Raw genomic sequence first — 20112 nt, 5'->3', positions numbered from 1 at the left:
ATGAAAAAAGTGCAAAAAAAAGGCCCTTCATGAGAAGGACCTTTATTAAATAACTTAATTATCAGTAAGTTAAGATTGTGATATCGCGTTAAAATTAACTTCTTGATTTGGTGGTTGCGTCACTTTTTTTTTCGCATAAAGCAATGCATCGTGCAAATTGTCGTAAATAACGATACCTGGATGATTCACACAGATACTTTCTAACACTTCGTTCACCGCGGTATTAGCACCGCAAATCACTAATTGTCTACCTGCCGCCATGGCATCCACGGTCACTGTCTCTACCGCCATTGCTGCAGACACATCCACAGTAGGCACACGACTGAAATCTAAGATCATCACCTTTGAGCCCGCTTTTACGTTGTCTCGTACATGGTGACCTACATCAGCAGCGGCACCAAAACTCAATGGACCACCGAAGCTGAATATAGAGACCTTGCCCTTAAGCGACTCAAGTAACGCATTCTCTTCTGGATCGTTAAGTGACTCTGGAATTTTGCGAAGCTCTTCAAGTTGCAACTGAGCAATTTGACGTACGTAAGCTAAAGCCGCAAATACCACACCCACACCCACAGCAGTGATAAGGTCGACAAACACAGTTAGTGCAAGTACCAAAATCATCAGACCGAAGTCCCAACGAGGCCCCTTGTGAGCACGTTTCAAGTAGCTCCAATCAATGATGTCTAAACCCACTTTAACCAAAATACCAGCGAGTACAGCATGAGGAATTTGCGCCGCGAGCGGGCTAAGACCCAAGACTATCGCAAGTAATACCAATGCGTGAACCATACCCGAAATACGGTCTTTACCACCGCTACGAATATTCACAACCGTTCGCATGGTTGCACCTGCTCCCGCAATACCACCAATGAAACCCGCTACAGTGTTACCAATACCCTGACCGATTAACTCTCTATTACTATCGTGACGGGTACGGGTCATGTTGTCTGCTACCAATGACGTCAACAAACTATCGATAGCGCCAAGTACTGCAAGAATAAACGCAGCTTCTAAAATTAATAATGCTGTACCTTGCTCGAATACTGGCATTTGGATGCTTGGTAAGCCCGTAGGAATTTGACCTAAGATAGGTACAGATAACGCCAAGCTTGCAAGAGTACCAATGATAAGTGCTGCTAGCGCACCCGGCACATATTTACCTAGTGACGCAGGCCATTTGTAGGCAATGATTAATGTACCAATACCTAAGCCTAGCGTTGCAAAATTAATATCTGCAAGTGCTGTGGGTAGATAGCTTAATGCGCCAATAGTGCCACCTGGAGGCTCATGCCCCAACAGGCGGCCTAATTGTAGAATGATAATAATGGCACCAATACCCGACATAAAGCCTGAAATAACAGGGTATGGAACTAGGCGGATATATTCCCCAACTTTTAAGAAGCCGAAGATAATTTGAAAAATACCGGCGAGTATAACTGCGGTAAAGATCAAGCTTGCATCGCCTGAGAGGCTGGCAAACAAACCTGCTAATACAACAACCATAGGCCCTGTAGGCCCAGAGATTTGTGAGGGTGTGCCACCAAACAACGCGGCGAAGAAACCCACCGCAATAGCGCCATAAAGGCCGGCCATCGGACCAAGTCCTGAGGCTACCCCTAGCGCTAAGGCTAGCGGCAAAGCAACAATACCGGCGGTTAAACCACCGGTGATGTCACCACGTAAATTACTTACATTTAACTTAAACATGAAATGTTTCCTAAATTCTTATCGCGCAAAAGTGCTTATCGCTTAAGCTGCGCTTCTGCGTGAGATTGATCCATTACCTCAAACTCACCAGACTCGCTGTTGTAGCACAACACTTCGCCACTACCTATATTATAAACCCAACCATGAAGCGTAACTTGTTTGTTTGCAATTTTTGCGGCAACAGCAGGGTGTGTACGTAAATGCTGAATTTGCTGTACCACGTTTTCTTTCGTTACATCTTCTAGGTGATCGTGGGTTAGTTCAGAACAACCACTACGCTCTTTAACAACTTCAGTCGCAGCGCGACAATGGCCCAGCCATTCTTTAACGTGCGGCAATGAAGAAAGCCCTTCTGGCTTTAATGCGCCTTTCATTGCACCACAGTCTGTGTGTCCACAAACAACGATATGCGTAACGCCTAGTGCTGCAACAGCAAATTCGATTGAGGCAGTCATACCGCCCGTTTGGTTGCTATGCGGCGGCACGATGTTGCCCGCGTTACGACAGATAAACAATTCACCCGGCTCGGTTTGCGTTACCAAGTTTGGATCTATACGAGAGTCTGAACACGTGATAAAAAGCACTTCTGGGTTCTGACCGTTCGCCAGTTTTTGGAAAGCTGCTTTTTTTCCTGGATAAACTTCTTTCTGGAATTTAGCTACACCTGAAATAACGTGATCCATAAATATCTCCATTGAATAATTATTTTTTTACTGTCTGCGCCAGTGTCGCCTGATAGATTAATAGTTTAATATACCAGCTCGTGATAGCCTACACCTATCAAGCGTAAGAATTATAAAAATTAGGCGACGTAATAACCATGTTACTAAACGGTAAAACTCCATCGATTAACCAAATTCGTTATTTTGTTGCTGTAGCTAAATACTTAAGCTTTCGTCAAGCTGCCACAAGCCTAGGAATTAGTCAGCCTACTTTAACGAGTCAAATTAATGCCCTTGAAAGCAGTTTGGATTTAGTCTTATTTGAACGTTCAAGAACTGGCACCTTATTATCGCCTCAAGGCAAAGCGCTACTCGAAGCGGCGGAAGAAGTACTTCAAGCTAATCACCGTTTCAATGAAATAGCACGGGATCTGGCTGAAGGTGAAGTGGTTACCTTCCGCCTTGGTATCCCCCCTACGCTTGGTCCTTACTTGTTGCCCCATATTTTACCCGAATTGCATCAGCGCAAGCCAGGGCTTCGATTCTACGTGCGAGAAGCTGCACCACAGGCACTACAACATGGATTGCTGCACGGTGAATACGACTTAATTATCTCACCACTTTCCAGTGAATATTCGCAGCTTATAACTGAGCCTCTGTTTAACGAACCGCTTAAATTCGTTGTGCCTTCTGATCATAAGCTTGCCGGAAATGCCTTTGTTCGCCCCGAGCAAATTGCTGGAGAAAAGGTACTCACGCTAGAAGATAGACACCACTTTCATCATCAAGTGCAACATATTTGCGATGAAATTGGCGCAAACCTGCAACGAGATTATGAAGGAACAAGCCTAGATACACTGCGCCAAATGGTAGTAATGGGAATGGGCGTAGCATTTTTGCCTGGGCTATATATTCATTCAGAGTTGCATCACCCTGAAGCACTTCATGTTTGTGAAATAGAGGGCATGCCTATTGAAAGGCAGCACTCCTTGGCATGGAGAAATACCGCTCCCGGTCGCAAAACCTTTAGGGAAATTACCTCTGTGATAAGGGATATTATAGGTAACCGACTTTCCACTGCGGTGGATGTCATTAACGATTAATCACTTGTCTATGCCTATATGTTATCGCGAGCTACCTCACGAGCATGACAAAATTGATTAAAAATAATGGTATATTTACGGCAATGCATGAGAAAAATTCATAAATTATGATTGAACGTCAGCACCTTAAAATAATTAGCGCTATTCATAAACACGGCACAATGACAGAAGCCGCCAAGTCGTTGTTCGTTACCCAGTCAGCGCTTAGTCATTCGATGAAAAAGCTTGAAGCAAGCTTTTCGTTGCCACTGTGGCAAAAGGAAGGGCGAACGTTAGTGTTAACCCAAGCTGGCAAAAGCCTGGTTGGGCTTTCTCAGCGAGTGCTTCCTCAATTCGAGCATATCGAAGCACAGCTTCGTCGCATGGCGGAAGGCAAGCAAGGTATATTGCGTATTGGTATGGAATGTCACCCTTGCTTTGAATGGTTGCTAAAAGTCGTTGCGCCTTTTTTAAAGGCCTTCCCTGATGTAGACGTTGATGTAAGACGTGCTTTTTCATTCGGAGGCTTACAAGCCTTGCATGGTTACGACATCGATTTATTGCTAACGCCCGACCCATTATATTTAGATGCAATAAGCTACACTGGCGTATTAGATTACGAGCAGGTATTGGTGATGCACAATGAACACCCTTTGACTGAATACGCCTACATTAAACCAGAGCAATTGACCAATGAAGTGCTGATTACCTACCCGGTGGAAACCAATCGCTTAGATATTTTTGCTGGGTTTCTTACCCCAGCTGGCGCAAGCGTAAAACAACACAGAACCATTGAAACCACTGAAATTATTTTGCAAATGGTGGCCGCAGGGCGCGGTGTTACCGCACTACCTAAATGGTTGGTTGATGAAGCGAAAGAAAGTGCGGTGTTAACGTATAAGCCCTTAGGTGAAAAGGGCTTACAAAAAACCTTGTATTTAGGACACCGAAAAGAGGTAGACCCGATAGGGTTTGTTGACGAATTTATAACCTTAGCCAAAGCTAGCAGTCTGAAATAACACATTCATTACGTCGATTTTGTTACTACCGCTTATGCCATTCCAGCAATAAATTATTGGCAGGCATCTTATGTATTTCACGCAGCACCAAATCATTACTCCATGCTGTCAGCTCGCTGATATCACGATAGCCACCATATCCACGTTCGATAAGTGATTCATGAAATACTCTGTTACTTTCAGAAGAGAATTCGCCGCCAATAGTAAAGGGGCCATATTGACAAAAAACACCACCCGAGGGTAAGTATTCACTTACTGATTTCATCAACAGTTCAGCTTCATGACGCTGCATAATGTGGGCGGTATTAGCACTGTAGATACCTTGAATGGGTAGCGATGGAAAGCTGTCTTTACCTATAGTTAACGCCACGGGCTTTGTGACATTGAGTAACGAAGCTTCTTCTAACCAGGCTATAATACCTTCATGATAGTCAGGTTGGTCGCTACAGTACCATTGCAAATGCGGCAAGTTTTCAGCGAAATATACCGCGTGCTGACCTGTCCCACTGCCAACTTCTAATACGCCTTTACAATTAGCAAACGTGCGATTAAGCACAGCTAAAATTGGCGCTTTATTGTTTTCGCACGCTTGGCTAAACGGCTTTGAGAACGACTCAGTCATGTAAATTAGGCCCCAACCATTTCTCAGCTTCTTCCAGTGTCCAACCTTTGCGCGTGGCATAGTCTTCCACTTGGTCTTTTTGTATTTTAGCCACGGCAAAGTATTTACTTTGAGGGTGGGAGAAATACCAACCCGACACCGCCGCACCTGGCCACATGGCGTAGCTTTCGGTTAGTTTCATGCCGGTGTGTTGTTCCGCCGATAATAAATCCCAGATAAGCTGCTTCTCGGTATGCTCTGGGCACGCGGCATAACCTGGCGCAGGGCGAATACCTTGGTACTTTTCACGAATAAGATCGTCATTGGTTAAGTTTTCACTCTCGGCATAGCCCCAATACACTTTACGCACTTGTTCGTGTAGGTATTCGGCAAATGCTTCGGCTAACCTATCAGCCACGGCTTTCACCATAATACCGTTGTAGTCATCACCTGCCTTAATAAAACTATCGGCAAGTTCATCTTCGCCTATTCCGCCAGTCACGGCAAAGGCACCAATATAGTCGTTGATGCCTGATGATTTCTCGGCAACGTAATCAGCCAAACAATAGTTAGCAAATTTATCTTTCAACGTTTGTTGACGAAGATGATGCGCTACACCTTGCACTTCTGAGCGCGACTCATCGGTATACACTTCAATATCATCATCTACGCGGTTGGCATGAAACAGGCCGATAACCCCTTTAGCGGCTAAAGAATTGTTAGCTATAATGTTATCTAGCATCTCGTTTGCATCGGCGAATAAAGATCTTGCTTCTTCCCCGACCACTTCATCTTCTAAAATTCGTGGGTATTTACCAGCCAAAGACCAAGTTAGGAAGAAGGGTGTCCAGTCGATATACGGACGCAGCGTAGCGATATCTACATCCACTGGCGTTACGCCTAATTTTTTAGGGGTTACCGGTGCTTCTGTAAAATCTGGCGCGAAGGCATTAGCTCGCGCTTGCGCTAAGGTCACAGGCTTACTTCGAGGCTTCTTACGAGCATGCTGGTCGCGTACTTTGTCGTATTCTTTTGCCAGTTCTTCGGCGTAAATATCCCGAGAACCTCGGTTGAGCAGCTTTTGGCAAACGCCAACGGCGCGACTCGCATTGGGAACATACACTACAGGTGCATGGTAATTTTGCTCAATTTTCACCGCGGTATGTGCTTTAGATGTGGTTGCACCGCCGATTAGTAGCGGTAAGTCGAAGCCTTGGCGCTCCATCTCTTTTGCCACATGCACCATTTCATCAAGTGAAGGCGTAATAAGACCAGAAAGGCCTATCATGTCTACGTTTTCATCTTTTGCCACTTGCAAGATAGTGGCGGCGGGAACCATCACCCCAAGATCAATCACTTCAAAGTTATTACATTGCAGCACAACGCCTACAATGTTTTTACCAATGTCGTGTACGTCACCTTTCACGGTGGCAAGCAATATTTTGCCATTGCTCTTAGTACCATCGGATTTTTCGGCTTCAATGTAAGGCTGTAAATGAGCCACGGCTTTTTTCATTACCCGCGCCGATTTCACAACTTGAGGCAAGAACATTTTGCCTTCACCAAACAAGTCGCCAACAATGTTCATGCCGTCCATCAACGGCCCTTCAATTACATGCAGCGGGCGCTCAGCTTGTAACCGGGCTTCTTCAGTATCATCGATGATGTAATCGGTAATGCCTTTAACAAGCGCATGGGCCAAACGCTTATTGACGTCTTGCTCTCGCCAGCTTAAATCTTCTTTTGCCGCTGCTTTGCCGTCGCCTTGATAGTTAGGGGCGATATCGAGCAAGCGTTCAGTAGAGTCACTACGGCGGTTAAGAATGACATCTTCTACCGCTTCGCGAAGCTCCTTTGGTATTTCATCATAAACTTCAAGCTGCCCCGCATTCACAATAGCCATATCCATACCAGCACGAATGGCGTGATACAAAAACACCGAGTGCATCGCTTCGCGTACAGGGTTGTTACCTCTAAACGAGAACGATATATTAGAAAGCCCCCCCGAGATATGCGCATAAGGGCAAAGCTCGCGAATTTTTCGAGTTGCTTCTATAAAGTCTACGGCGTAGTTATCGTGCTCTTCTATACCCGTTGCTACCGCAAAGATATTCGGGTCAAAGATAATGTCTTCTGGCGGAAAGCCGATAGATTCGGTCAGTAATTTATAACTGCGCTGACAAATCTCAACTTTTCGAGCTTGCGTATCGGCCTGCCCAGTTTCATCAAATGCCATGACTACCGTGGCAGCACCATAACGTTTGATTTTTTGTGCTTGGGCAAGAAAGCTTTCTTCGCCTTCTTTAAGGCTGATTGAGTTTACAATCGCCTTGCCTTGCACGCATTTTAGCCCCGCTTCAATCACTTCCCATTTTGATGAGTCAATCATAATAGGAACCCGACTGATATCAGGCTCTGAAGCAATCAGGTTTAAAAAGGTGACCATGGCCTGCTTGGAATCAAGCAAGGCCTCGTCCATATTGATATCGATAATTTGCGCGCCGCTTTCCACTTGCTGGCGGGCAACATCAAGAGCCGTTTCATAATCACCCTCTAGAATAAGGCGTTTGAAACGTGCTGAACCGGTAACGTTAGTACGTTCACCAATATTAATAAATGTAGAAAATTGTGCGCTCACGCTGCCTCCTAATGTACAAACGGCTCAAGGCCAGACAAACGCATTTTGGGTTCGAACTTAGGCACCTTTCTTGGTGCTATGCTGCTTACCGCCTCGGCAATAGCACGAATATGTTCTGGCGTACTGCCACAGCAGCCGCCCACAATATTCACTAAACCTGACGCTGCCCACTCTTTGATATGCTCGGCCATTTCAGGCGCTTCTAAGTCATATTCGCCAAACTCGTTAGGTAAACCCGCATTGGGGTGAGCAGAGACAAGGCACTCGCTAATAGTTGAGACTTCTTCGACATACTGGCGTAACAAGTCAGGCCCCAAAGCGCAATTCAAGCCAAACGAAAACGGGCTAATGTGGCGCATTGAATAATAAAAGGCTTCAGAGGTTTGCCCCGAAAGCGTTCTGCCTGAGGCATCGGTAATGGTGCCTGAAATCATCACTGGCAAATACTTACCTAGTTTTTCGAACACGGTTTCCACGGCGAAAGCTGCCGCTTTAGCATTTAGCGTATCGAAAATGGTTTCAAGCATAATCAAATCTACGCCGCCTTCGATTAGCGCTTCGGTAGACTCTGTGTAAGCTTCTACTAAGGCGTCGAACGTCACGTTGCGCTTACCTGGGTCGTTAACATCAGGAGAGATAGACGCAGTACGATTCGTTGGACCTAATACACCGGCAACAAATCTTGGTTTATCAGGGGTTTTCGCTGTGAACTCATCAGCCGCTTTTCTGGCTAATTTGGCGGCAGCAATGTTGATATCTCGGGACTGCGCTTCCATGTCGTAATCCGCCATGGCTATTGTGGTGGCGTTAAAAGTGTTGGTCTCAACGATATCAGCGCCAGCTTCAAAGTAATCGCAATGAATTTGGTAGATAATATCTGGCTGTGTGATGGCCAAAAGGTCGTTATTGCCTTTTACATCACAATGCCAATCGGCAAACTGGGTGCCGCGATAGTCTTCCTCTTCCAGCTTATGCTGCTGGATCATGGTACCCATCGCACCATCTAATACAAGAATACGTTGTTGAGCAGCGCTTAGCAGTGTTGCTTGCGCGCTAGAATCTGGATGTTGACTCACGCGTCACCTCTTTGGCTGTGATTTTTCAGCTAACTGATTTAAGTCATACGGCGTTGTTTGGTAAACATAGTAGTTTAACCAGTTTGTGAAGAACAGACTCCCGTGGGAGCGCCACCTGACGATGGGTGGCTTGGTCGGATCGTTATCCGAAAAATAATTTTTTGGTATGGCGGGTGACTGCCCAGCTTTAACATCCCTGAAATATTCATCTCCAAGGGTATCAGCATCATATTCTGGATGGCCCGTAACAAACACCATGCGCTTATCTTCTGAAGCAACAATATAAGCGCCTACTTCTTCAGACTCTGCCACCACATGTAACCCATCTACACTATTATAATTCGTGGTATCAATATGACCATACCGGGAATGAGGCGCATAGAATACCGGGTCGAAGCCACGCAATAATTCATTATGAGGGTCATTTACTTTATGCTCAAACACGCCAGAAAACTTTTCTTTGCGCAGCGTGCGGGTAAAGTTATAGAAGTGGTACATGGCAGCATGTGCAGCCCAACATAAATATAGCGTTGAGTTAACGTGACGCTGTGCCCATTCTAAAATGGTGGTCATGGTATCCCAGTACTTTACGTCTTCGTATTTTAGCAAAGCTAGAGGTGCGCCAGTCACGATAAGTCCATCGTATTTTTTGTCTGCCACTTGCGAAAAGTCGTGGTAGAAAGCATCCATGTGAGACTGAGGTGTATTTTTGGGCGCCTGATTATCGATACGAATAAAGTCCACATCAATTTGAAGTGGCGTGTTAGAAAGTAATCTCAACAGCTGTACTTCAGTCTCAATTTTATTAGGCATCAAATTTAAGATACCCACTTTAAGAGGACGTATATCCTGATTCGCCGCCCTATTGCTCTCCATGGTGAATATATTTTCGCCCAATAACACATTCTGCGCAGGCAGTTGTTCTGGTATACGAATTGGCATAGAAGGCTCCAGTCATAAATTACTATGACTGTATTGTGGCAATTACCACACAGATGTCAACATCTTTACGTCTAGACGTCTAAACGTGCGTTTGAGTGTATTATTGGGAAGGGGATTGTTTGTGTACCATAAACAACATTTCTGCTTCGGCACGGGGAATATCACAGGCTTCCATCACTTCTTCGATACTTGCGCCTTGCTTTACTAACTCGGCCGCTCGCTGATAGAGCCTCAAAGAGGGGTCTTGGAGTTTTAGTTCGCGGATCTGATTTTCGAAATCATCTTGCTTAGCTTGAAGGGCTTGCAGATGGCGAGTAACCACTAAGCTTCTGGTTTGCGCTTCGTTTTGTTGATGACCAAAATTTCGAATCTGGGTATCCATATCGTCGGTACGACGAGTTACAAGGTCTTGAAGTTCAACTATCGCCGCATGGTTTTTTCGCTCTTTTAACGTCAACCATATCGCAAAAATACCAAGCACTATTACAAGTGCAAGCAATAGTAGTTCGTTGACTGTTGGAGCAATAAACTGCAGATCCATATGCGAAGATGCCTTAATTCGTACCTATATAAACCGGAAATAAAAAAGGCAGATAACCCAGTTACCTGCCCTTTAGACGTGTAGGCTGACTAAATTGAACTTAGTTCATCCCACTCTTCGTCACTTAAGAGTTTGTTTAAATCAACTAGGATGAGAAGCTCACCGTCTCGGTTGCTTACCCCTTGGATAAACTTAGCACTTTCTTCAGTACCCACGTTTGGCGCACTATCAATTTCAGACGAGCGAAGGTAAACCACTTCAGCCACGCTATCAACAAGTATACCCACGACTTGTTCATCAGATTCGATGATAACAATACGGGTATTATCTGTTATTTCTGTTGGTGGTAACCCAAAACGTGCACGTGTATCAATGACCGTAACAACATTACCACGTAGGTTAATAATACCTAGTACGTAGTCAGGTGCGCCGGGTACAGGTGCAATTTCAGTGTAACGTAATACTTCTTGCACTTGCATTACGTTAATACCGTATGTTTCTTCACCTAAGCGGTATGTCACCCATTGAAGGACTTCATCATTACTATCGGTGGTATTACTGTTCGTTCTTTCGTCGCTCATGAACCTGGCTCCCAATACTCGGCGTCTGGTCGTTACTGCCTAAGCCTTTGTTAAGCATAGATATTAATTCGTTAACGTCAATTAACGCGCACATTTTCTCTTTAACCATCCCTGCTAACCAGGGACGCTTACCGGTAGACTCACGCCATTTGACGTCAGCTTTTGCCAAGGTGACCGTGTTGACCAGTTTCTCGCTGGCCAATCCCCACGAACTATCCCCTAACATAATAAGATATCGGTAGTTCAATGACTCTGCGAGACGCTCATCATACTTTTCTGGCATGACCCACCTTGCAGAATCTACAACGCTAAGCTTTTCTTCGCGATGTATCATCACCCCCATAAACCAATCTGGTTTCCCAAATAAAGGGCCTATCTTTTCAATTTGATGTATACCACCTAGGGTGGTTAATGGCACCGCTAACGTTAGCCCTGCCACTTCAAAAAATAATGCCTGAAAATTATTTTCAAGGCTGTCGACCAACAATTCTTTTTCTTCTGATTGCCCCTCTTCTGAGGAGGCATTGACTGACTCTGCAGTCTCATTATCTATTTCATTGTAGTCGCTTTTTTCGTATTGCGTAGTTTCTTCGACATCTTTGCCTGTGCTAGATGACACTGCTTCTATGATGGCTTCTTCAACCACTATTTGTTCAGTGGTAGGTGCTTCATCAATCGTTGCCTCTTCGGCTAACGTTTGCACTGCCTGCTCAAGCAATTTTGCCGTTCGCGCAGTAACGTCTGCCGGATCATCTGGCTCTTTTAATAGGCTATCGAGATAAGCCTCTACAACGTCTTCCCGTGCAAAAGGTCCTTGATTGCTCATCTAACTTTACTTCTCCAAAACCTCAAGTAACTTGCTGTAAGCCGTTACCCCTCGGGTTTTCGGGTATGCTGCGGAAATTGGCAACTGTACTAAACTCGCATCTCTAAAATGCGTATCTACGGGAATTACACCTTGCCAAACCCGCTCTCCATAATCGCTCATTAAACGCTTTCTTGATTCAAGTGCTGCGTTAGTGCGTTTGTCGAACATAGTAGGAATAATTACAGTGTCAAAAGACTTTTGCAGAGAGCGCCCCATTATTTCCATGGTGCGTATCATTCTATCTAAGCCTTTCAGCGCCAAATACTCTGTTTGTGTCGGCACTATCACTTTGTTACATGCTGCCAATGCGTTGACCATAAGTACACCAAGTACTGGCGGGCAATCAATAATGACGACATCAAATTCATTCTCTACTTTGGCCAGCGCTTTTTTCAGCACTAAGCCCATTCCTTGCTCGCTTCCCATTGTTCTGTCTAATGTGGCTAATGCCATGGTAGCGGGCAAAACGTACAAATTATCTAGCTTAGTTGGACACAAACAGTCCATGACCATATCGGCAGTGATGTCAGAAGACTTAATAAAAATGTCGTAGACAGATTGACTCAGCAACTCTGCATCTATGCCGAAATAATAACTCAATGAGGCGTGGGGATCGGTATCAACCATCAATACTCGCTTCCCGCGCTGAGCTAACAAACCACCTAAGGTTACTGTCGTTGTTGTTTTACCAACTCCGCCTTTCTGGTTTGCAACTGTCCACACCTTCATCGTTTTAATTCCCAGCTTATATTTACTTGGGTTGTTGTTCATTCAAAGACAGCACTAACGCTGCATTTGAGCTATCTCATTTCGGTTAGAATACAGCTGCTCATGTCATCTATATCTATACTATTAACCGATATGTTTGCAGCAGCTACCGCTTGAGGCATGCCATAAACAACACATGAATCCTGATCTTGAGCCCAAATGGTAGCGCCGTTATCTTTCATCGAACGGCAGCCTTCTCGTCCATCAGCGCCCATGCCAGTTAAAATAATACCCAATAAATCGCCACCATAAGCTTTGGCTAGCGAACCGAAGGTTAAATCAACACTCGGCTTATAATTGATTTTATCAGACGGGTTAGCGTCGGTAATTACTACTTTCTTATGAGAGCCGGAACCCTCTATCAACATTTGTTTGCCACCGGGGGCTAAATAAGCACACCCTGGTTTTAATATGTCGCCATGTTCAGCTTCTTTAACCCTAATGTCGCAATGAGAATTAAGCCGCTGTGCAAATGCGTTAGTAAAGGTACCGGGCATATGTTGTACCAGTACAATTGGATAAGGAAAGTCTGATGGCAGTGATACCAATATCTTCTGCAATGCCACTGGACCACCCGTAGATGCACCAATTGCTAAACACTTATACCTTTTACCAGAAGCCTTAATCGAGGAAACTGTGGGCTGCCTCGTGGCATCTTTCCTTCCGCTAAGTAGACTAGAACTTTTGAAAAACGCTTGTTTTGGCGCGTTATCAGGGAACTTTCTACTTTCAATACGCTTTAATACAGGGCGTTTTATGCCGACACCACGCCGTGCAATCAATCTCACTTTTGTACAGAGCAGTCGTGCTGCATCTTTACGGTCTTGGGCGATATCTTCGAATTTCTTTGGCAGAAAATCTAATGCACCGGCTTCTAACGCATCTAGCGTTGCTTGCGCACCATGGTGCGTAAGAGACGAAAACATCAAAATAGGCACCGGCCGTTTTTCCATAATGGCTTTTACCGCCGAAATACCATCCATTATCGGCATTTCCACATCCATTGTAACTACATCAGGTAGCAGTGTATCTATTTTGTCTAGAGCATCTTGCCCGTTACGAGCTTCACCAATAACTTCAAGTTCTCTATCATCGTCGAGAATTTCACGAACTCGACGACGATAAAAAGTAGAATCGTCCACGACCAGGACTTTAAAGACCATGGATGTTAATTTCCTATCTGTTACGCCGTATTACTTTAAAGGCTTTCGAGCATAACGCTTCAGTAAGCTAGGGACATCTAAGATGAGTGCAATTCCACCGTCAGATGTAATAGTTGCTCCCGCCATACCAGGCGTTCCCTGTAATAAGGCATCTAATGGTTTTATAACCACTTCTTCTTGGCCTATTAGCGCATCAACAACAAATCCAACTTGCTGGGTGCCTATTTGAACCACGACGACGTGACCTTTTTCTTTGCTTATATTTTTAGGTCCGCGGATCAACCATTCTCCGAGGAAGAACAGTGGTATCGCTTTAGAACGAACTATCATGGTTAATTGGCCATCAACCGTATTGGTTTTCTTGATGTCCATATTGATAATTTCGTTGACCGCTCCTAACGGTAACGCAAATGTTTGTTTGCCAACCACAATCATTAGGGTAGGTAATATCGCAAGCGTTAGTGGAACTTTAATATCGAGTCGAGTACCTTTTCCAAGCTGGGAATCAATATTAATAGTACCGTTAAGCTGGTTAATTTTTGTTTTAACCACATCCATGCCTACACCACGACCCGAGATATCACTTATCTCAGTTTTGGTTGAGAACCCTGGTGCAAAAATAAGGTTGAACGCTTCAACATCAGACATACGCGCAGCCGCATCGGCGTCTAAAACACCTCGGCTTATAGCAATCTCTTTTAGTTTTTCTGCATCCATTCCCTTACCGTCATCTTCGATGGTAAGTAGGATATGGTCACCCTCTTGAGAAGCCGATAGTCTCACGGTTCCCATTCGAGTTTTACCTGTAGCCACACGATCATCTGGCATTTCAATACCGTGATCTACCGAATTTCTCACTAAGTGAACCAGTGGGTCGGCAAGTGCTTCTACCAGATTTTTATCTAAATCTGTCTCTTCACCTTCTAATTCTAAGGTGATTTCTTTTTTCAAAGTACGTGCTAAGTCTCGAACAACGCGAGGGAAGCGGCCAAACACTTTCTTAATTGGCTGCATACGGGTTTTCATAACCGCACCCTGCAAATCGCCCGTTACCACATCTAGGTTAGCAATTGCCTTCGACATACTTTCGTCGGCATTGGTTATTCCTAAACTCAGCAAACGATTTCGTACTAATACTAACTCGCCAACCATATTCATAATTTGGTCTAGGCGTTTGGTATCAACACGCACTGTGGTTTCTGCTTGAGGAGGAGCAGGCGTTGCTTTTTTATCGTCTTTTTTAGCAGCGGGTTTAGCCGGCTCTGCCGTCTTCTTAGCTGCTGGACTAGGTGCGGGTGCTTTCCCGGCAGGCGTTGATTTAGCAGGCGTACTAGCGGCAGATTGTTCTGCTTTAGCCTTCTGAATCGCTTCCGTCGCTTTTTTATCTACAGGCGGTGTATTTGCTTCAGGCTCAGTCCCTTGAGCCGTAGGCCCTTGCCCTGAGCCATGTAATTGGTCAAGTAGTGCTTCAAACTCATCATCGGTAATTTCTTCACCACTAGGTGCTGCCGCTTTCGGTGCAGCCGCAGGCGCTGGTTCTTCTTCTTTGAATTTACCTTTGCCGTGGAGTTCGTCTAACAGTGCTTCAAATTCATCGTCGGTAATATCATCACCTGAACCACCGGCTGCCGGTGCAGCCGCTTTTGGTTCTGCCTTAGGCGCAGGTTTGCCCGGCGCACTCGAACCATGAAGTTCATCAAGCAAGGCTTCAAATTCATCTTCAGAAATTTCGTCAATGCCGCCATCGCCACTATCAGCAGGCCCTTCAGATACGGGCGCTTCTTCCAACGCGAACTCTTCCTCGGCAACAGGAGTTTCACCCGCGTCACTGCTGTCACCAAAGATATTTTCGTCTGGGGTTTCTGGGGTGCTTAACTTATGTAGCAAATCAACAAGTTTTGCGTCTGCAGGCACTAGGGGTTCTTGCGCTTTAACACGCTCAAACATCTCTACGACTACATCGGTGGCCTGAAGAATGGTGTCCATTAATTCAGGCGTAAGAGTACGTTGTCCGTTTCGCATTACATCGAAAACGTTTTCTGCACCGTGGCAAATTTCAACTAATTCGGTAAGCGACAAAAAGCCGGCGCCACCTTTTACGGTATGGTAACCACGAAAGATAGCATTAAGTAAATCTGCATCTTCAGGATTATTTTCCAGATCAACGAGCTGTTCTTGTAATTGTTCAAGGATCTCCCCAGCTTCAACTAGAAAGTCCTGTAATATATCCTCGTCAACATCAAACGCCATGCGCCCGCTCCCCTAAAAACCTAAGCTAGACAAAAGATCATCTACGTCATCTTGGCCAGATACAACATCATCGCGTTGGTCTGCATCAATAATTGGACCTTCGGCTTCGACACTATCGATCTTGTTAACTTTTTCGACTTTCGCTTCAGATGGCTTGCCTAGTTCCGCCTGTTCGGGTTCACCGAACATCGTAAGCATATTAACTAAGCTATCTTCCACTTCTTTTACGAGTTCAATCACTCTGCGAATAACTTGACCGGTAAGATCTTGGTAACCTTGTGCCATTAACACTTCGGTAAGCAATGATGTAAGCTTAGCCGATTGTTTCGATCCGTCTTCTAGCAATTCGTCTAAATCTGCACATAAAACTTTGAATTCACCCAACTCAAGTTGACGATTCATCAGTTTTTTCCACTCCGGCATGATTTTCTCGATGCGGGTAGAGAGCACTTCAGCAATTGGCATACTCTCTTCAACTGCATCCATGGTGGTATTGGCAGCTTTTTCCGTTTCTTCGATAACGTACATGAGTCGCGTTTGCGCATCAGGAATGTCATCAACGGTTAAATTTTTAATACGTTCATCGATTTGGAAGTTATTTAACGAGTCATGAAGTTGACGCGTTAATTTACCAACTTCAGCAAAGAGCTCAATGGACTCTTTCATCGAAACAGCTTCTAAGACAGCGTTCGCTGATGCGTTATCGCCCTCTTCAAGATACGCTACCAATTTTTTGGCTTCTTCGAGCGTTATAGAGACACTTTCATTTGTCGACATCCAGTAAACCTCATTTCTCTGGTGAGCGTCTGGATCAACCTAAACGTTCGAAGATTTTATCTAATTTTTCTTTCAACGTAGCGGCAGTGAAAGGTTTAACAACATAACCATTCACACCAGCTTGCGCTGCGGCAACGATTTGTTCTTTCTTCGCTTCTGCTGTCACCATAAGAACCGGTAGGTGTTTCAACTTATCATCTGCACGTATAGCGCGTAATAAATCGATACCTTGCATACCTGGCATATTCCAATCTGTTACAACAAAGTCAAAATCACCTTGTTGTAGCATAGGTAGCGCGGTGTTACCGTCGTCCGCTTCCTGGATATTGGCAAAACCCAAATCTTTTAGCAGGTTCTTTATGATACGTCTCATGGTAGAAAAATCGTCAACCACGAGAATTTTCATACTTTTATCCAAAATAGCCTCCAATGAGGGGTTAATTGTTATTAATTTCTATTCTTCGTCAACTTGCCACGATTTCATTCGTGATTTGAGTTTTAACATGGCCTGACTATGAATTTGGCTCACTCGCGATTCACTAACATCAAGAACTTCGCCAATTTCTCTAAGGTTCAGTTCTTCATCATAGTATAAAGAAAGTACAATCGCTTCCCGTTCGGGTAATGTAGTAATAGCATGTGCTAGCGCTTTTTGGAAAGCCCCTTGCATCAAATCTTCTAACGGCGCGTCGCTACCTCGGTTTTTTTCTGTAGAAATAACATCTTCAGAAACCCCTAAATCTTCGATCCCCACCAATTTACCGGCATTCACTTCGTTAAGCATTTGATGATAATCTTGCATGCTTACATTCATTTTAGCTGCAATATCAACATCTCGCGCGTCACGACCAGTTTCACCTTCAACTTGAGAGATTGCTTCGGTAATGGCTCGTCCGTTTTTGTGCACGGAACGAGGTGTCCAATCACCTTTTCTGATTTCATCAAGCATCGCGCCACGAATACGTATACCCGCAAAGGTTTCGAAGCTTGCGCCTTTGGAACCGTCAAAATTTCGTGCAGCTTCTAGCAGTCCAATCATACCGGATTGGATTAAATCGTCGACAAGTACACTGGCTGGCAGTCTCGCCATTAAGTGGTGTGCTATTCGCTTCACCAGCGAAGCGTGACGCTCAACTAACTGTGACTTGTCCGTTTGCTGTTGATAAGCGGCTGCTTTGCTATTCAACGCTGACTTCCTACTGCTTTATCTGCTATTAGTTGTTCAATAAAAAACTCTAAGTGACCTCCTGGTTGCGCAGGAATAGGCCAAGATGCTGCTTTGGCTGCTAGCTGGCTAATCGCCACTGCCGCAGGAGAACTTGGATAAGCATCTACAATTGACGTTTGCTTACGTACCGCTCGTCGTATGTTCTCGTCAAAAGGAACCGTTGCCACCAATTCTAGCGCAACATCCAAAAATCGCCCTGTTACTTTCGATAGTTTGCTGAAGAGTTCCTGCCCTTCTCTAACATCGCGGACCATATTGGCGACCACTTTGAAGCGAAAGACACCGTGCTCTCTGTTAAGAATTTTAATTAACGCATAGGCATCGGTGAGTGAAGTAGGCTCATCGCACACTACCACCATAATATCTTGAGAGGCTTTGGAGAAACTTAGCACCATATCGGAGATACCTGCTGCGGTATCGACGATAAGCACATCAATGGGCGAACGCAATTCGCTGAAAGCTCTAATAAGCCCTGCATGCTGCGTTGGTGATAGCTCTGCCATTGATTGAGAACCTGATGTGGCTGGTGCTATTTTTATACCGTGAGGGCCCGTAACGAGAACATCGTCCAAGGTACACTCACCAGATAATACGTGGGAGAGGTTTTTCTCTACTCGCAATCCTAGCATTACATCCACATTGGCCAGACCTAAGTCTGCATCCAATACCATTACCCGCTTTCCCTGCTTTGCCATAGCAATAGCCGTGTTTAGCGTAATATTTGTTTTACCAACGCCACCTTTACCTCCGGTGACGGCGATAACTTTGATTAATCGTGATTGCTTCATTTTTCGTAAGCTACTCGCTTGATCATCAATCATACTGCTCGTGCTGTTTTAACCACATTGTTACTAGTAGTATGATTCAAACCGTACTTTTTATAAAGCTTTGCAGCAGCAGATACTAAAGATTTTGCTTCTGCAATCTTAATGTCTTCAGGAACTTTCTGTCCATCTGTTACATAACTGACAGGTAACTGGTACTCCACCGCTGCGCTAAGCACTTCGCCTAGAGAGTAGCACTCATCAAGCTTTGTAAAGATACAACCGCTAAGTTCCACCCCTTCGTACGCATCTATAATACGTTGTAACGCAGCATATTGGGTATTCGCTTGCGCTACTAGGTATTTTTTCACTGGCTGCATTTGACCGTTATCAAATTGATTTATCTGTTTAATTAATCGACTATCTCGCTGACTAAAGCCTGCCGTATCAATTAACACTAGTCTCTTATGGCGTAATTGAAACAATAAATCTGATAATTCTTCACTACTTTGTGCTTTACGCACTGTGCAGCCAATAATTTTTCCATATGTGGCTAATTGCTCAAACGCTGCAATACGATAGGTATCTATCGTAATCATGGCAACGGAGTCAGCACCATATTTCTGTGCATAGCGAGCAGCTAATTTAGCGACTGTGGTGGTTTTACCTGTTCCGGTAGGACCCACTAACGCAACTGCGCCCTTTTGCGTAAGTATATCGTTACCTGTCACATTAATGCGATTAGCCAATAGGTTTAAAAGATAAACCCAAGCGTCACGCTCGTTGTAATGCGACGGCGTGTAACTAATTAGTTGCTCTGCCAGTGATTGACTCAGTCCCATATCGGTTAGACGCTGAATCAAATAGTGATGTACAGGTTGCTGACGACGACTTTTTGCTTCCATCAAATCGGCCACTTGGTATTGAAGTACATTTCGTAGTGACGCCAACTCTTCTTTAATCTGAGACAATTCGTCAGACTGAGGAGCTCTGCTTTTATCAATACTTTCATTCAGGCTAGATGCCTGATGGCTAGGGAATTCAGAGGTGTTTTGATTTGCTTCTACATCGTCGATAAAGGCTTCTGAAAAGTCTAAGTGCGAGGCAATTTGATTGGCATGCTGAGCGTTGGCACTAGGTGCTGAAGATGAGCTTTGAATGCTGCCACCATGTTGTTTTTCCAACAGTGCTTTTAAGCTATCTGGACCATCATCACCGATGATTTCACTAAGACTAGGTACAGCCGCTTTCGCTTGACCTGGTGCTCTAGGTACAGGCTTTTTAATCGACAGTTTGGCTTCTGGCTCTTTATCGTAAGCGGCTACCAGCTCGATACCGTCAGCAAGCTTTCGGTTCGACATGATAACGGCATCGCTACCCAATTCCGCTTTAACTTGGCTTAAAGCTTCTCGCATATCTTTGCCAAAGAAACGTCTGATTTTCAT

Annotated in this window: 19 protein-coding genes; 2 read left to right on the top strand and 17 right to left on the bottom strand. The window is 44.7% G+C overall.

Translation table 11 applies throughout. The annotated features are described in order from the left end of the window. Positions 1-69: 69 nt before the first annotated feature. Both FLAVO9R_RS05180 and FLAVO9R_RS05175 read right to left on the bottom strand, forming a co-directional pair. A complete protein-coding gene (locus FLAVO9R_RS05180; RefSeq protein ID WP_159529412.1) occupies positions 70-1707 on the bottom strand; it encodes a SulP family inorganic anion transporter in 1638 nt (545 codons plus the stop codon). 35 nt (positions 1708-1742) lie between these two features. Further along, positions 1743-2390: a carbonic anhydrase gene (locus FLAVO9R_RS05175; RefSeq protein WP_159529410.1), complete on the bottom strand. Its 648-nt coding sequence runs from the start codon at positions 2388-2390 to the stop codon at positions 1743-1745. A 137-nt stretch (positions 2391-2527) separates the two neighbouring features. Here FLAVO9R_RS05175 and FLAVO9R_RS05170 point away from each other — a divergent pair, with 137 nt between their 5' ends. Beyond that, positions 2528-3472: a hydrogen peroxide-inducible genes activator gene (locus FLAVO9R_RS05170; protein WP_159529408.1), complete on the top strand. Its 945-nt coding sequence runs from the start codon at positions 2528-2530 to the stop codon at positions 3470-3472. A gap of 107 nt (positions 3473-3579) precedes the next feature. Beyond that, the gene (locus FLAVO9R_RS05165) at positions 3580-4470 is read left to right on the top strand and encodes a LysR family transcriptional regulator (protein WP_159529406.1); all 891 of its coding nucleotides are present in this window, start codon (positions 3580-3582) and stop codon (positions 4468-4470) included. Between the two features lie 25 nt (positions 4471-4495). Here FLAVO9R_RS05165 and FLAVO9R_RS05160 read toward each other — a convergent pair whose 3' ends face one another. The 15 genes from FLAVO9R_RS05160 to flhF form a co-directional block, all read right to left on the bottom strand. Next, positions 4496-5092 (bottom strand): DUF938 domain-containing protein, encoded by a 597-nt coding sequence (locus FLAVO9R_RS05160; protein ID WP_159529404.1) that lies wholly within the window; start codon positions 5090-5092, stop codon positions 4496-4498. After that, positions 5085-7709, bottom strand: coding sequence for a methionine synthase (metH, locus tag FLAVO9R_RS05155; protein WP_159529402.1), 2625 nt, complete (start codon positions 7707-7709; stop codon positions 5085-5087). The genes FLAVO9R_RS05160 and metH overlap by 8 nt, the downstream gene beginning before the upstream one ends. An 8-nt stretch (positions 7710-7717) precedes the next feature. Continuing rightward, positions 7718-8785: a homocysteine S-methyltransferase family protein gene (locus tag FLAVO9R_RS05150; protein WP_159529400.1), complete on the bottom strand. Its 1068-nt coding sequence runs from the start codon at positions 8783-8785 to the stop codon at positions 7718-7720. Between the two features lie 3 nt (positions 8786-8788). Next, the gene (metA, locus tag FLAVO9R_RS05145) at positions 8789-9727 is read right to left on the bottom strand and encodes a homoserine O-acetyltransferase MetA (protein WP_159529398.1); all 939 of its coding nucleotides are present in this window, start codon (positions 9725-9727) and stop codon (positions 8789-8791) included. 100 nt (positions 9728-9827) lie between these two features. Next, positions 9828-10268 (bottom strand): DUF2802 domain-containing protein, encoded by a 441-nt coding sequence (locus FLAVO9R_RS05140; RefSeq protein WP_159529396.1) that lies wholly within the window; start codon positions 10266-10268, stop codon positions 9828-9830. Positions 10269-10357: 89 nt separating this feature from the next. After that, positions 10358-10849, bottom strand: coding sequence for a chemotaxis protein CheW (locus tag FLAVO9R_RS05135; RefSeq protein ID WP_013785082.1), 492 nt, complete (start codon positions 10847-10849; stop codon positions 10358-10360). After that, entirely contained in the window at positions 10824-11675 is an 852-nt protein-coding gene (locus FLAVO9R_RS05130; protein WP_159529395.1) for a chemotaxis protein CheW, read from the bottom strand. The genes FLAVO9R_RS05135 and FLAVO9R_RS05130 overlap by 26 nt, the downstream gene beginning before the upstream one ends. A gap of 6 nt (positions 11676-11681) precedes the next feature. Then, complete coding sequence (locus tag FLAVO9R_RS05125; RefSeq protein WP_057793285.1) at positions 11682-12446, bottom strand: ParA family protein; 765 nt, start codon at positions 12444-12446, stop codon at positions 11682-11684. 71 nt (positions 12447-12517) lie between these two features. Then, positions 12518-13648, bottom strand: a complete 1131-nt coding sequence (locus tag FLAVO9R_RS05120; protein WP_159529393.1) for a protein-glutamate methylesterase/protein-glutamine glutaminase — start codon at positions 13646-13648, stop codon at positions 12518-12520. Between the two features lie 30 nt (positions 13649-13678). Beyond that, positions 13679-15898, bottom strand: coding sequence for a chemotaxis protein CheA (locus FLAVO9R_RS05115; RefSeq protein ID WP_159529391.1), 2220 nt, complete (start codon positions 15896-15898; stop codon positions 13679-13681). Positions 15899-15910: 12 nt separating this feature from the next. Continuing rightward, complete coding sequence (locus tag FLAVO9R_RS05110; RefSeq protein WP_159529389.1) at positions 15911-16675, bottom strand: protein phosphatase CheZ; 765 nt, start codon at positions 16673-16675, stop codon at positions 15911-15913. 34 nt (positions 16676-16709) lie between these two features. Then, the gene (cheY, locus tag FLAVO9R_RS05105; protein ID WP_013785088.1) at positions 16710-17093 is read right to left on the bottom strand and encodes a chemotaxis response regulator CheY; all 384 of its coding nucleotides are present in this window, start codon (positions 17091-17093) and stop codon (positions 16710-16712) included. A gap of 36 nt (positions 17094-17129) precedes the next feature. Further along, entirely contained in the window at positions 17130-17861 is a 732-nt protein-coding gene (locus FLAVO9R_RS05100) for an RNA polymerase sigma factor FliA (RefSeq protein ID WP_013785089.1), read from the bottom strand. Then, a complete protein-coding gene (locus tag FLAVO9R_RS05095; RefSeq protein ID WP_159529387.1) occupies positions 17858-18724 on the bottom strand; it encodes a MinD/ParA family protein in 867 nt (288 codons plus the stop codon). The genes FLAVO9R_RS05100 and FLAVO9R_RS05095 overlap by 4 nt, the downstream gene beginning before the upstream one ends. Continuing rightward, positions 18721-20112, bottom strand: coding sequence for a flagellar biosynthesis protein FlhF (gene flhF, locus FLAVO9R_RS05090; RefSeq protein WP_159529385.1), 1392 nt, complete (start codon positions 20110-20112; stop codon positions 18721-18723). The genes FLAVO9R_RS05095 and flhF overlap by 4 nt, the downstream gene beginning before the upstream one ends.

Origin of the sequence: Alteromonas sp. 38, from assembly GCF_902506055.1 — a bacterium.
Taxonomy (GTDB): Bacteria; Pseudomonadota; Gammaproteobacteria; order Enterobacterales; family Alteromonadaceae; genus Alteromonas; species Alteromonas lipotrueae.
Note: the sequence above shows the minus strand (reverse complement) of the source record. Positions and strands in the feature narration are given on the sequence as shown.

Excerpts from the sequence above, each read along its gene's own strand:
- FLAVO9R_RS05180 (WP_159529412.1), bottom strand. The coding sequence starts at position 1,707 with ATGTTTAAGTTAAATGTAAGTAATTTACGTGGTGACATCACCGGTGGT.
- FLAVO9R_RS05175 (WP_159529410.1), bottom strand. The coding sequence starts at position 2,390 with ATGGATCACGTTATTTCAGGTGTAGCTAAATTCCAGAAAGAAGTTTAT.
- FLAVO9R_RS05110 (WP_159529389.1), bottom strand. The coding sequence starts at position 16,675 with ATGTCGACAAATGAAAGTGTCTCTATAACGCTCGAAGAAGCCAAAAAA.
- metA (WP_159529398.1), bottom strand. The coding sequence starts at position 9,727 with ATGCCAATTCGTATACCAGAACAACTGCCTGCGCAGAATGTGTTATTG.
- FLAVO9R_RS05135 (WP_013785082.1), bottom strand. The coding sequence starts at position 10,849 with ATGAGCGACGAAAGAACGAACAGTAATACCACCGATAGTAATGATGAA.
- FLAVO9R_RS05115 (WP_159529391.1), bottom strand. The coding sequence starts at position 15,898 with ATGGCGTTTGATGTTGACGAGGATATATTACAGGACTTTCTAGTTGAA.
- FLAVO9R_RS05165 (WP_159529406.1), top strand. The coding sequence starts at position 3,580 with ATGATTGAACGTCAGCACCTTAAAATAATTAGCGCTATTCATAAACAC.
- FLAVO9R_RS05170 (WP_159529408.1), top strand. The coding sequence starts at position 2,528 with ATGTTACTAAACGGTAAAACTCCATCGATTAACCAAATTCGTTATTTT.
- FLAVO9R_RS05095 (WP_159529387.1), bottom strand. The coding sequence starts at position 18,724 with ATGATTGATGATCAAGCGAGTAGCTTACGAAAAATGAAGCAATCACGA.
- FLAVO9R_RS05140 (WP_159529396.1), bottom strand. The coding sequence starts at position 10,268 with ATGGATCTGCAGTTTATTGCTCCAACAGTCAACGAACTACTATTGCTT.
- flhF (WP_159529385.1), bottom strand. The coding sequence starts at position 20,112 with ATGAAAATCAGACGTTTCTTTGGCAAAGATATGCGAGAAGCTTTAAGC.
- FLAVO9R_RS05125 (WP_057793285.1), bottom strand. The coding sequence starts at position 12,446 with ATGAAGGTGTGGACAGTTGCAAACCAGAAAGGCGGAGTTGGTAAAACA.
- FLAVO9R_RS05120 (WP_159529393.1), bottom strand. The coding sequence starts at position 13,648 with ATGGTCTTTAAAGTCCTGGTCGTGGACGATTCTACTTTTTATCGTCGT.
- FLAVO9R_RS05130 (WP_159529395.1), bottom strand. The coding sequence starts at position 11,675 with ATGAGCAATCAAGGACCTTTTGCACGGGAAGACGTTGTAGAGGCTTAT.
- FLAVO9R_RS05160 (WP_159529404.1), bottom strand. The coding sequence starts at position 5,092 with ATGACTGAGTCGTTCTCAAAGCCGTTTAGCCAAGCGTGCGAAAACAAT.